This is a genomic window from Thermodesulfovibrio thiophilus DSM 17215 (genome assembly GCF_000423865.1).
In the GTDB taxonomy this organism is placed as follows: domain Bacteria; phylum Nitrospirota; class Thermodesulfovibrionia; order Thermodesulfovibrionales; family Thermodesulfovibrionaceae; genus Thermodesulfovibrio; species Thermodesulfovibrio thiophilus.
Map to the genome: position 1 here is coordinate 1 of NZ_AUIU01000019.1, position 11,607 is coordinate 11,607.

Consider the following 11,607-nt stretch of genomic DNA (forward strand, 5'->3'; position numbering starts at 1 on the left):
CAGCAAGGATAGTCAGACATGGGAGGCATGTTGTTATGAAATTGGCTCAGGGTATTCACAGGTTTGCTGACATTTTTTATGCATATGAACAAATACTGAGCCTCCAATTCCGATGACCCAATATAAAATCTCTGACTACTATCAACGCAGTATAAGGGATATGTGTGTCCATTTTCGGTATCTTTAGGGACAAAGTAAGGTTTTATAACTCCAATTCCGACTTCCTCATGATAGTTTTTCAATAAATTAGCTATTGCCATGACAAAATTTCCTTCTTTACAACTCTCTACATCAGGTATATTTGCTTTTATAACGTTTATCGCTGGATTTGGGTTTCTGATTGTTGAGATGTGTATTTTAACTGCCAAGAACAAGGAGTGGATGAAGAGAATTCTTCTTTATTTTTTATTAGGTTTGTTTACGGGGTGGACGGGACTCGAACCCGCGGCCTTTTGCGTGACAGGCAAGCGTTCTAACAGCAGGAAGTGACTTACTTGCTTGATTTGTAATTGTGAAAAACAGCACTTTTTGAAAATTTTTATCACAATTTAACTTTTAATCTCTCCCCTTTATGAATTTCTCAATCTGCAACTTTTTATATGCAAAGATGCCATGTTTTATCCTTTTAAAAAGCCAAAAAAATCAAAGCGTAAGGTAACAGCGGGTACTATAGTTTTTTATAAATTTTGCTTCTATGTCCAACTGCATGAATGAGAATTATTTTTTCGTCTTTAAGAATCTCATAAATCACTCTATAACTACCTGCTCTCAACTTATAAAACCCTACCATCTTACCACTTAATTCCTCAGGTTGAATGTTATCAATGTTTTCTTGAATCCACATGATTTTGTCTAAGATTCGTTTTGAAGCAAGCTTGTCAAGACTGGATAGATATCATCTACTGCTTCGTTAAGAAAACGGACATTATACACCAAAATTATTCCAAACCCGGTTCCTTAAGCACGTCATCGAGAGGCTTGCCCCTTTCGCCTGAGAGAACTTTCATTCTCTGTTTTTTAAGCCTTTCAACAAACTCATCACTTAAAGGTAATCCTTCGTCTGGGTCACCTATCAACTCGAATATCTTCTGTTCAACAATGTAATCTATCAGCGCCTTAAGCTCCTCTTTTGTCATTTGAATTATTGTTGAGTTCATACTTAAATTTTAATATTTGGTGGCCAAAAAATCAAATTCACGAACTTCCTCAAAAATAATCTCTCTGAAAAGTAATTGTTTCCTCAGAATTAAAAAAAGGGGCAACCATTCATTTAACCTAATTAATGGTAAATTTAATAAATGGAGGTTATTGAAAATTTCATGAAAATTTTCAAATATGGAATGAAACAGAGCATGAGTGGAAGAGGGAATTGTTATGATAATGCTGTTTGTGAAAGTTTTTTTAAAACATTAAAAACAGAACTTATTTATCTAAAGAAAGGTGGTTATAAATCTAAAGAAGAGGCCAGAAGGGAGATTTTTGAATATATAGAATGTTTTTACAACTCTAAGAGATTACATTCTGCTCTTGGATATAATAGCCCAAGAGAATATTTAGAAAAATATTATAGAGGTTATTACAAATGTGCTTAACTTTGTGTGGAAAAAATTGTTGCAATTCCAGATTTTTGGAGATTTTGTAACCCTTTGATTTTATTATCGGGGCGAGTGGATTTGAACCACCGGCCCCCTGCTCCCAAGGCAGGTGCGCTATCCAGGCTGCGCTACGCCCCGATGTTTTTAAATTTAATAGAAAATATTGAAAAATGTCAAATTGTTAAGCCTATTTAAAATTTAGTATTATATATTAAATACTTCGCCGGAGGTGTCTTATGTTAGAAAATATTAAATGGCTGGGGCATGATACTTTTAGGATTATCGGTGAAAAAGTTATTTATACTGATCCATTTCAGATTAAAAAATCTGAGAGGGCTGATATTATTCTTATTACGCATGAACACTATGACCATTTCAGTCCTGAGGATATTAAAAAACTTTTAGGACCTGATACAGTAATTGTTATTCCAGTTGATTGTGCCGGAAAAATTAAAGCAAAAGAAGTTATTGTTAAACCAGGAGACAAAATTATCGTAGATGGAATAGAAATAGAAGTTGTTCCCGCCTACAATATAAATAAAAATTTTCATCCAAAGGATAAAGGATGGGTTGGATACATTTTTAAAGTCTCCGGTAAAAGAATTTACCTTGCAGGAGATACTGACTATATTCCAGAAATGAAAAATTTCAGAAACATTGATATTGCTTTGCTTCCTGTTTCTGGTACCTATGTAATGACAGCGGAAGAAGCAGTGAAAGCTGCGCTTGATATTAAACCAAAGATAGCAATTCCAATGCATTATGGAAGTATTGTTGGTTCCGAAAAAGATGCTCAATTTTTTGTTGAAAAACTTAAAGATAAAATAGAAGCAAGAATACTTAATCCAGAGAGGTAAATAATGGAATTTACAGTAGAAGACTTAAAAAAAGCTATTTCTTCAAAAACATTAGAAATTGGGAAAGAAATAGTAATTTATGATGAAGTTGAATCAACTAACAGTATGGCTAATGAACTTTTAAAACAGGGATATCCATCAGGAACAGTTGTGATAGCGGATAGACAGATAAAGGGCAAAGGCAGGCTTGGCAGAAAATGGATTTCACCTTATGGAAAAAATCTTTATATGAGCATTGCGCTTAAACCAACTATTCCACCTAAATATGCTACGTTACTCACTTTAACCTCTGCTGTTGCCTGCACAACAGCCTTAAGAAGATATACTGATATACCTGTAATGATTAAATGGCCCAATGATATGCTGGTTGATGATAAAAAAGTTGGCGGGATTCTCACAGAAATGAAGATTGAGGGTGAAAAAATAAAGTCCGCAGTTGTTGGCATTGGTATTAATGTAAACATGACAGAAGAAGATATCCCTGAAGAGATTAAGGAAATAGCATCTTCTCTTAAAATATGTAAGGGAGAAGAATTTTTAAGGGTTTTACTTGCAGCAGAAATTATTAAAGAATTTGATAAATGGTATCAGCTTCTTGAAAAAAGACAGAGGAAAACAATTATTGATCGCTGGATACAATTAAGTTGCACTATTGGAAGACAGGTCAAGATTGTTTTGTCTGATAAGGAGCTTATTGCTGTTGCTGAAGCTATCGATGAGGAAGGTAGGTTGATTGTAAAATTGAGCGATGGAACATATGAAAAAATAAGTGCTGGTGATGTTACTCTACTCAGAACAAAATAATGCTTTTTGCTGTTGAAATAGGAAATTCCACTATAAATATTGCTTTTTTTAGAAATTCGTATAATTCTGAGTTTGAAATATTTTCCTTTGATACTCAAGAATTTTCCTTATTCAGCAATGCCAATCAAACTGATATTATAACTAAAACTGTAATCGAACCATTGAATAGAACTGGAAAGTTTGACAAAAAATTACATGATAATATTGATTGCATAATATGTTCTGTTGTTCCTGGACTTACAGAGAAAATTTTTATATTTTTTAAAACTCTCTGTAAAAACACTATTGTTATGGATTACAAAATCTACACAGGATTAATACTAAAACTGGATAAACCAGAAACTTTCGGTGTTGATAGACTTGCCTCATCAGTAGCTGCATATGAATTATTTAAAGAAAATTTAGCTGTTGTAGATGCTGGCACTGCAACCACGATTACTATTGTTACTAAAAATGGAGAGATTCTTGGGGGGTCAATAATGCCAGGAATCGGCACAATGAATTATGCCCTTACAGAAAAAACCGCAAGTTTACCTACTGTAGATATTAAAAAAAATTTTGATATACCTGGTAAAGATACCCATTCAGCCATCCTTAATGGAATAGTATTGGGAACAGTTTATGCGGTTGAAGGGATAATAAAAGCTGTTGAAAAAGAAATAAATTTAACTCTTTTAACGATTTTAACAGGTGGATACTCAGAATTAATATCAAAACACATGCAAAGAAAACACTTATTAAATAAATATCTTGTAATTGAAGGCATGAGATTGATATACTTAAAAAACATTAATTTTAGGAGGACGTTATGAAGTTTCAGAAAATTCTTTTACCGACAGATTTTTCAGATGAGTCTTTGTATGCTCTTTCTTATGCAGTAGACTTTGCCAAAATGTTCAATGCAAAGTTATATTTACTTCATGTTATTTATGATATTGAAAAAGTTTCAAATCTTCACATTCCTCATCCATCAATAACCGAACTTTATAAAGATCTCGAAGCTCATGCTAAAAGAAACCTTGATTCATTTGGAATCGAGATGCGTGAGGACTTGAAAAATGTTGAAAGTGTTGTTTTAAAAGGCATTCCTTACGAAGAAATTATTAAATTTGCCAAAGAAAATGATATTGATTTAATTATTATTGGCACACTTCCAAGAAGTGGAGTAGAAAGATTCTTTGTAGGAAGCACAACTCAGAGAGTTATTAGAAATACTCCGTGTCCTGTTCTGGTTGTAACCAAAAAACAGTAAGGATGGAGTGTGAAGTTTTAGTTGTTGGTGGCGGACCTGCTGGAAGCACTGCTGCAAGATTACTTGCTGAAAAAAGAATTGATACTATTTTAATTGAAAAAAATCTCTCATTTAATAAGCCCTGCGGAGGAGGAATCCCATCGGCAGGGCTAAAAGAGTTTGATATTTTATATAAACTCCAGACTGATATTCCATTTAACAGAATCACCAGAATTAAAATAGTTCCACCATTTTCTGATCCATTAGAAGTCGATTTCCATGATGGAGAACTATTGATTTTTAATCGCTCAAAATTTGATTCTTTTCTCAGAAAATTAGCTGAAGAAAAAGGAGCAAAACTTATTGAAGCTGAATTAATAAGCATTGAAGATTTCAGAAGTAAAATTAAATCAAACATTAAAACAAAATCAGGCGAGATTATACAAGTTATATCAAAATATATTATCGCTGCAGACGGGGTTAACTCAAAGATATGCTCTCTTACAGGTATTCCCGGGCCTCTTTATTACTGGACGGTAAGTTTTCATGCACCTGAAAAGTTGATTAATAAAAAAGATACCTGCGAATTCTGGTTTGGCAGTTTTCATGCTTCTTTTTTTTATTCATGGATTTTCCCTGGTACAGACTATTTATCTATTGGAACAGGTTCAGAAGATATCAAGAAACTGAAAAATCTTATTACAAATTTCATTGAAAGAAGATTTAACGGACAGATAGATGTTAATTCTTATAAACTCAGAGCTTACAAGATTCCCATATGGGAAGATAGAAAGTTTTTCAAAAACAATATTCTTTTTTGCGGAGATGCTCTGGGCACTGTCATGCCTATTTCATTCGAGGGAATCTATTACTCAATGAAATCTGCTCAATTTGCATCAGAAGCAATAATACAAAAAGATTTAAATTTATATGAACGCCTCTGGGATGAAAGATTCTTAAAACAGTTTAGCATGATGAAGAAGTTTCAGGATATTATGTTCGGTAGTGATGAAGCCATAGATAAATGGCTTAATATCCATAGAGACCCTGCTGTTCAGGAATTTGCAATGGCTTTATGGTTAAGAAAAGAACATGGTAGCAAACTTATTCCTCTATATTTAAAAGCCTTCAAAAGCTTTATTTCACGAATTGTAACTTTTTAAGCTAAAATAAAATTGTGAAGCGAGCTTTAATTTATTCTTGTATTTTCCATATTTTGTTATTCATATTTATCATGTTGTGGCAGGAGTATTTTAAGCCTGGAAAAGTAGTTACTGAGCCAGTTTCTGTTTTAATTGTACCCCCTACTCCACCATCATCAAGAGCCACACCATCTGTAAAAACACCTCCTCCTAAAACTCTGGAAAAACTTCCTCCTATTCGAGAACCTAGACAACCAAAGGATCTCACTGCTATTCCAAAAGGAAATCGCGGAGAAACAACAGAAAAACAGAAAGAATCAGCGTCTTTACAGTCTTTAAAAACAGACAGGCAGTTTACAGAATTATCTCAAAAAAACTCTCCTGACCTCTTTGACAAAGATGTAATAGCAAAGCTTTCTAGAAGACAAAAAAACAAAAAAGATATGGAAGCATCATCAGGATTAACTTTTTCTACCAAAGAATTCAATAACTGGGGATATCTTGAACGACTTAAAGAAAAAATAGAAAGGGTCTGGCAGTATCCTCCTCAGGCTGCAGAAAGAGGTATATTCGGCGATCTTTATCTTAGATTTACAATTGACAAAAGAGGCAAACTTGTTTCTGTTGAACTCTTAAGGACATCTGGATATAGAATGCTTGATGATGCAGCAATTCAGGCATTAAAAGATGCTGAACCTTTCTGGCCATTGCCTGATGATTGGGAGAAAAACAGTTTAACCATAACAGGACATTTCATCTATACATTACAGGGCGTTTATATACGTTAGTTCCCTCAAAAGTAATTCGTGGTGCATCAAGCCATAGTCTTTCAAGATCATAATATCGTCTTGTTTCTTCCAAAAAAATATGAACAATAACATCACCATAATCCATTAAAATCCAGCGTGCATTTGAAACGCCTTCTATTCCAAAAAGTTTGAACCCCTCTAATTTCATTGTTTCTTCTAAATGTTCTGTTAAAGCTTTAACCTGAGTTGTGCTATCAGCAGAACAGATTACAAAGTAATCTGTTATTATTGTTAATTCTTTAACTTCAAGAATTTTAATATCATTTGCCTTTTTATTATCAAGTAAAGCTGCAATTTTAATTGCTTTTTCCTTTGTAGTTAGTGTCATTTTTTAATTATATCATAATTTTGCATGAGAAAGCTTACAATACCTACTGATACTATTGACGCAGTTTCTGCTCTCAGTATTCTTTTTCCCAGAGAAGCAACCTTTAATCCCTTTTCAGATGCCTGTTTAACTTCTTCAGAGCTGAAACCTCCTTCTGGTCCTATTAGTAAAAATAAAGAATTTTTATGATTAATTTCATGTATGCTCTGTATTAAAGGCAATCTTTCTTTTTCCCAGAAAATAATACCATTATCAATATGTTTAATTAAATCAGAAAAATTTATAACATCACTTATTTCAGGAATAATACTTCTTCCTGATTGCTCGGTAGCTTCTTTTGCAATTTTTTTCCATCTTTCAAGTTTAGTTGTATTCCTTATAACACATCTTTCACTTATAAAAGGTACTATTTTTTTAACTCCAAGCTCTGTAGCTTTCTGAATGACAGTTTCCATTTTTTCACCCTTAAGTATTCCCTGACATAGAACTATTGAAAAATCATCTTCAGTGAATAATTCCTCTTCATGAATAATCTCTATCGTAGCTTTATTTATTATTTTTGCTTTAAAACTTTTTCCCCTGCCATCAGTAACAGAGATTAGATCTCCATGCGAGCATCTCATAACATTAAAAAGATATTTTCTATCCTCCATTGAAAGGTTTAATAAAACTCCCGGAGCAATATAGGAAGATTGAATACAGATTCTTCTATCAGACATATAAAATTTTGAAATTAATTTTTAGAAAAATACCAAATATTTTTAGAGAACAATCTCTGTGCCAACTCCTTTTTTAGTAAAAATTTCAAGAAGCAGACTGTGTGGAATTCTTCCATCTATTATATGCGTTTTTCTCACATTGCCTTTAAGGGCATTAAGGCATGCATAGACTTTAGGAATCATTCCACCACTAATAATTTCTGCCTCTATAAATTTTATTGCATCTTCATTATTAAGAGTGGAAATAAGGTTATTGTTTTCATCACTTATTCCTTTAACATCTGTAAGAAGTATGAGCTTTTCAGCTTTTACTGCGACAGCAATAGCAGAAGCAACTGTATCAGCATTTATATTATAACTCTGCCCCTTTTTATCAAATCCTATCGGTGCTATAACTGGAATAAAACCTCTATTCTGTAAGCTTTCAAGAACATCCACGCAAACTTCTTCTATCTCACCAACAAATCCTAGATCAATTTCTTCATTATTGATTTTTATATTTTTTTTAGTTGTTTTTAAAAGATTACCATCTTTCCCTGTAAGTCCAACAGCTTTTCCACCATGAGAATTAATGAGTTGAACGATTTCCTTATTTATAACACCACCAAGAACCATCTCAACAATTTCCATGGTTTCTTTATCAGTTACTCTGTGTCCATGAATAAACGTAGGGTTTTTACCGAGTTTTTTCATGAGTTCAGTAATTTTGGGACCACCACCATGAACAACAACAGGATTTATTCCGATAAAATTGAGTAAGACAATATCCTGAGCAAAAGCCTGTTTCAGTTCAGGCTCTTTTTGAGCAGCACCACCATATTTTATGACAAATGTTTTTCCGTAAAATTTTCTTATATATGGAAGAGCTTCAACAAGGATATTGGCTTTTTCAAGAAGAGCCTGTTCAAAATCATTCATTATCTGATTTTTCTTAAAAATTCTTCTATATCAAATTCACTACTGACAACTTCTTTTGCTTTTATTGCTTTATCTTTTTCTCTTATTACAGCTTTTCCCATAAGCTTTTCCATTCTATCAACAGCTGCGAATGTATCCATTGGAGTAACAACAATCGGGATTCCTTTAGCCTTTGCTATTCCACTGACTGTCTCATTCACATGCATTCCACCTGTGAGAATTAAACACTTTGTTGATGTTTCCATTGCAACAATTTGAATGTCAGTCCTGTGAATTCCTGTTATAACAGCTTTATTTGGAGTTCTTAAAAAGTATGAAAGTGCTGTTTCAGGGTCCATTGCTCCTATGGAAAGATTTTCAACAAATTCATCAAGCTTATCCTCACAGCATACAAGACCACCATTTACAGCTTCCATTAGTCTTCTTACTGTAACAGCCTCAAGAAACTTATCCTTTTTGAAGACTCCCAAAATCTTTATACCCTTTCCCTCAATAAATGGAATTACTTTTTCCTTAACATGATGGAACTGTTCAGGAACAATTTTATTTATAACTGCACCAATAAATCTATCACCAACTAGCTGTCTTATCCCGAATATATCATCCATAGCTAGATCACTATCCCAGTGTTGAATGGCTATAACTTTTCCATTTGTTTCGTTTAGTAGACCTATAGCATCAATACCAAGAGTGAAACCTTCAAATATATTATTAGAACCAACTACTATCACAAAGTCTTTAGTACTCTGTTTTGAAAAGGAATTAAGAACTTTTTCTTTTACCTTTAAATCTGAACCCTCAAAAAGTCTGTACTGTGTTTCATAAGTAAAAACAAACGGAGATATCACATTTAAGGGTTCTTCAAGCCCTAATAGTTCCTTTATAAAAACTGCTTCCTCATCAAATACTTCATCCCCTTTTTTCAAAGGAATTCTTCCAAGAGGCCTTATATAGCCCACTTTAAATCCACGTTCCTTAAGAGTAAGAGCCAACCCTAATGCGAAGAAATTTTTCCCCGTAAAAGCTCGATTTGATATTATAAAAATTGGAATCATTTTATCCTCCATATTTTTACTTTTAAATTATTATTCTTGCATCCAGTCCAATTCCACCATTATTGAATACCATATATGGATTAATATCAATCTCTTTAATTATGGGGAAATCCTGAACGAGTGCAGAAAGTTTTCTAATGCAACTCGCTATATCTGCTTTGTCATAAGGTTTTTCACCTCTTACTCCATCAAGAATTCTACTTCCTTTAGTTTCATTTATCATCTCAACTGCTTCTTCTTCAGATACAGGGACTATTCTGAAAGAAACATCTTTAAGCACTTCCACATAAATTCCTCCGAGCCCAAACATAATCATATGACCGAAACTTCTATCATAACTCACGCCAAGAATAACTTCTTTACCACCAGAAACCATTTCATATATCATCACACCTTCTATATATGCATCGGGCATAAATCTTTTAACATTTGTTGTAATCTCAACAAAAGCATTATAAACTGCTTTCTCATTATTAAGATTTATCTTTACGCCACCAACATCAGTTTTGTGAAGAATATGCGGAGAGGAAACCTTCATAACAACTGGATAACCAATCCTTTCTGCTATAGCGACTGCCTCCATAGGCGTTTTTGCAAGCGCTCTTTCAGGAAAAGAAAATCCATAAAGAGACAGTATCTGCATTGCCTCTTCTCCACCTATCTCAGAAATTCCCTGTGTCTGCAACTTTTGCAATATCTCAGCTACTTTTTTAATATTTTCTTCTGGCATTTTTATAGGACTTCCATCAGACATCTTTTTATTATTCATTTCAACAAAATCAATGAGTCTTCTATATGCATTAATTGCAATAGAAGGATCACTAAAACATGGAATCCTCATATTTTTAAGTTTAGTTATAGCATTTTTTACTCTCTTACCACCAATAAATGTTGCAAAAACAGGTTTATCTGTATTTTGAGATGAATTTACTATTACATCTGCAATGTTGTCAACATCGGTAACTGCCTGAGGCGTAAGTATCACACAAACTCCTTCTACAACCTCATCTTTCAGAGCTTGATCAAGAACAATTTGATATCTCTCTGATGTGGCATCACCAATTATATCAACAGGATTATAAAGAGATACTGTTGAGGGAAGTTTTTCTGCTATGGCATCTATTGAATTTCTGGTCATTGGGTCAAGTTTTATTCCCATTTTATCTGCTGTATCTGCCGCAATTATTCCTGGACCCCCTGCATTTGTAATAATAAGAAGTCTTCTACCTTTGGGATTTCTTTTTGAAATAAACATTTCAGCTGTTTCAAAAAGTTCCTGAATACTAGAAACTCTTATAATGCCTGTTTTTCTGAAAGCCTCTGTAAAAGCTCTATCAGAGCCTGCAAGTGCTCCTGTATGCGAAGAAGCAGCTCTTGCACCTGCTACTGTTGCACCGGACTTGATAAGTATTACTGGTTTGACTTTTGTCACTTCTCTGGCTATCTGTAAAAATTTTTTGCCATCTATAACATCTTCAATATAACCAATAATTACATCTGTATCTGGATCTTTTGCAAAATATTCTAAAAAATCTATTTCATTCAAATCGGCTTTATTACCAAAACTTACAAATTTTGAAAAACCGAAATTGTTCTCTACTGCCCAGTCTATTATTGCAACGCCTAATGCTCCTGATTGCGAAAATAGAGCAACCCTTCCATCAGGAGGTAAATCTGGAGCAAAAGAAGCATTCATTTTATTTGTAGTATTGATTACACCGAGACAGTTTGGACCAACCATTTTCATTCCTGATGATCTTACAATTTCAACTATCTCTCCTTCTCTTGTAACGCCATCTCCACCAACTTCTTTAAAACCTGCTGTAATTACAATAACACCCTTCACTCCTGCCTGAGCACAATCTTTTAAGGACTCTTTAACTGCTTTAGCCGGTATTACAATAATTGCGAGATCTACTTTATCAGGTATCGCTGATACTGAAGGGTAACAAGGAAGAGAAAATATCTCTGTCCTTCCAGGATTTACAGGATATATTTTACCTTTGTACCCATTTATAAGATTTTTCAGAATAGCATAACCTACTTTTTTCTCTTCTGCAGAAGCACCAATTACAGCTATAGAAGATGGATTAAAAATAAAATCAATCATATTAAATAATTTAGCATAAATAGAGAAGCAATTAAAATA

The 11,607-nt window shown here is 33.5% G+C and carries 14 protein-coding genes, 1 tRNA gene and 1 pseudogene; 7 read left to right on the forward strand and 9 right to left on the reverse strand.

From position 1 onward, the window contains the following. The 3 genes from G581_RS12180 to G581_RS0109440 form a co-directional block, all read right to left on the reverse strand. A partial coding sequence (locus G581_RS12180) for a hypothetical protein (protein WP_169368438.1) occupies positions 1 to 368 on the reverse strand: 368 nt, incomplete at its 3' end. Between the two features lie 299 nt (positions 369 to 667). After that, on the reverse strand, positions 668 to 844 hold the full coding sequence (locus G581_RS11965; protein ID WP_083962698.1) for a type II toxin-antitoxin system RelE family toxin: 177 nt from the start codon (positions 842 to 844) through the stop codon (positions 668 to 670). A 94-nt stretch (positions 845 to 938) separates the two neighbouring features. Next, positions 939 to 1,157 (reverse strand): hypothetical protein, encoded by a 219-nt coding sequence (locus G581_RS0109440; protein ID WP_028845593.1) that lies wholly within the window; start codon positions 1,155 to 1,157, stop codon positions 939 to 941. Positions 1,158 to 1,337: 180 nt separating this feature from the next. Between G581_RS0109440 and G581_RS0109445 the strand changes: the two are divergent. After that, positions 1,338 to 1,592 (forward strand): annotated as a pseudogene (locus G581_RS0109445) (integrase core domain-containing protein); the annotation flags it as partial. A 66-nt stretch (positions 1,593 to 1,658) separates the two neighbouring features. Here the strand turns inward: G581_RS0109445 and G581_RS0109450 are convergent. Next, a tRNA-Pro gene (locus G581_RS0109450) sits at positions 1,659 to 1,733 on the reverse strand. 98 nt (positions 1,734 to 1,831) lie between these two features. Here G581_RS0109450 and G581_RS0109455 point away from each other — a divergent pair. The 6 genes from G581_RS0109455 to G581_RS0109480 all read left to right on the forward strand — a co-directional run bounded on the left by G581_RS0109455 (position 1,832) and on the right by G581_RS0109480 (position 6,417). Beyond that, on the forward strand, positions 1,832 to 2,452 hold the full coding sequence (locus tag G581_RS0109455) for an MBL fold metallo-hydrolase (protein WP_028845595.1): 621 nt from the start codon (positions 1,832 to 1,834) through the stop codon (positions 2,450 to 2,452). Between the two features lie 3 nt (positions 2,453 to 2,455). Then, complete coding sequence (locus G581_RS11345) at positions 2,456 to 3,256, forward strand: biotin--[acetyl-CoA-carboxylase] ligase (protein WP_051179190.1); 801 nt, start codon at positions 2,456 to 2,458, stop codon at positions 3,254 to 3,256. Beyond that, a complete protein-coding gene (locus G581_RS0109465; RefSeq protein ID WP_028845596.1) occupies positions 3,256 to 4,068 on the forward strand; it encodes a type III pantothenate kinase in 813 nt (270 codons plus the stop codon). Before G581_RS11345 ends, G581_RS0109465 begins: the two co-directional genes overlap by 1 nt. Then, a complete protein-coding gene (locus G581_RS0109470) occupies positions 4,065 to 4,508 on the forward strand; it encodes a universal stress protein (protein ID WP_028845597.1) in 444 nt (147 codons plus the stop codon). Before G581_RS0109465 ends, G581_RS0109470 begins: the two co-directional genes overlap by 4 nt. 2 nt (positions 4,509 to 4,510) lie before the next feature. Next, positions 4,511 to 5,650, forward strand: coding sequence for a geranylgeranyl reductase family protein (locus tag G581_RS0109475; protein ID WP_028845598.1), 1,140 nt, complete (start codon positions 4,511 to 4,513; stop codon positions 5,648 to 5,650). A gap of 71 nt (positions 5,651 to 5,721) precedes the next feature. Continuing rightward, complete coding sequence (locus G581_RS0109480) at positions 5,722 to 6,417, forward strand: energy transducer TonB (RefSeq protein WP_028845599.1); 696 nt, start codon at positions 5,722 to 5,724, stop codon at positions 6,415 to 6,417. On the opposite strand, the gene rsfS is transcribed toward G581_RS0109480, so the two are convergent. Genes rsfS through acs form a run of 5 tightly spaced genes read right to left on the reverse strand, consistent with a single transcriptional unit; the run spans position 6,383 to position 11,568 of the window. Further along, a complete protein-coding gene (rsfS, locus tag G581_RS11350) occupies positions 6,383 to 6,766 on the reverse strand; it encodes a ribosome silencing factor (protein ID WP_051179192.1) in 384 nt (127 codons plus the stop codon). The two genes, G581_RS0109480 and rsfS, sit on opposite strands and share 35 nt — an antisense overlap. Then, complete coding sequence (locus tag G581_RS11355) at positions 6,763 to 7,485, reverse strand: RsmE family RNA methyltransferase (protein ID WP_083962701.1); 723 nt, start codon at positions 7,483 to 7,485, stop codon at positions 6,763 to 6,765. The genes rsfS and G581_RS11355 overlap by 4 nt, the downstream gene beginning before the upstream one ends. A 42-nt stretch (positions 7,486 to 7,527) precedes the next feature. Beyond that, positions 7,528 to 8,403, reverse strand: a complete 876-nt coding sequence (gene argB / locus G581_RS0109495; protein WP_028845600.1) for an acetylglutamate kinase — start codon at positions 8,401 to 8,403, stop codon at positions 7,528 to 7,530. Next, positions 8,403 to 9,458 (reverse strand): DRTGG domain-containing protein, encoded by a 1,056-nt coding sequence (locus tag G581_RS0109500; protein WP_028845601.1) that lies wholly within the window; start codon positions 9,456 to 9,458, stop codon positions 8,403 to 8,405. The genes argB and G581_RS0109500 overlap by 1 nt, the downstream gene beginning before the upstream one ends. A gap of 22 nt (positions 9,459 to 9,480) precedes the next feature. Next, on the reverse strand, positions 9,481 to 11,568 hold the full coding sequence (gene acs / locus G581_RS0109505) for an acetate--CoA ligase alpha subunit (RefSeq protein WP_028845602.1): 2,088 nt from the start codon (positions 11,566 to 11,568) through the stop codon (positions 9,481 to 9,483). Positions 11,569 to 11,607 lie beyond the last annotated feature (39 nt).

Bases quoted from the DNA above. Each gene is read 5' to 3' on its own strand.
- G581_RS0109470 (WP_028845597.1), top strand. From the start codon at position 4,065: ATGAAGTTTCAGAAAATTCTTTTACCGACAGATTTTTCAGATGAGTCT.
- acs (WP_028845602.1), bottom strand. From the start codon at position 11,568: ATGATTGATTTTATTTTTAATCCATCTTCTATAGCTGTAATTGGTGCT.
- G581_RS0109500 (WP_028845601.1), bottom strand. From the start codon at position 9,458: ATGATTCCAATTTTTATAATATCAAATCGAGCTTTTACGGGGAAAAAT.
- G581_RS0109455 (WP_028845595.1), top strand. From the start codon at position 1,832: ATGTTAGAAAATATTAAATGGCTGGGGCATGATACTTTTAGGATTATC.
- argB (WP_028845600.1), bottom strand. From the start codon at position 8,403: ATGAATGATTTTGAACAGGCTCTTCTTGAAAAAGCCAATATCCTTGTT.
- G581_RS11355 (WP_083962701.1), bottom strand. From the start codon at position 7,485: ATGTCTGATAGAAGAATCTGTATTCAATCTTCCTATATTGCTCCGGGA.
- G581_RS11965 (WP_083962698.1), bottom strand. From the start codon at position 844: ATGTGGATTCAAGAAAACATTGATAACATTCAACCTGAGGAATTAAGT.
- G581_RS0109440 (WP_028845593.1), bottom strand. From the start codon at position 1,157: ATGAACTCAACAATAATTCAAATGACAAAAGAGGAGCTTAAGGCGCTG.
- rsfS (WP_051179192.1), bottom strand. From the start codon at position 6,766: ATGACACTAACTACAAAGGAAAAAGCAATTAAAATTGCAGCTTTACTT.
- G581_RS11345 (WP_051179190.1), top strand. From the start codon at position 2,456: ATGGAATTTACAGTAGAAGACTTAAAAAAAGCTATTTCTTCAAAAACA.
- G581_RS0109475 (WP_028845598.1), top strand. From the start codon at position 4,511: ATGGAGTGTGAAGTTTTAGTTGTTGGTGGCGGACCTGCTGGAAGCACT.
- G581_RS0109465 (WP_028845596.1), top strand. From the start codon at position 3,256: ATGCTTTTTGCTGTTGAAATAGGAAATTCCACTATAAATATTGCTTTT.
- G581_RS0109480 (WP_028845599.1), top strand. From the start codon at position 5,722: ATGTTGTGGCAGGAGTATTTTAAGCCTGGAAAAGTAGTTACTGAGCCA.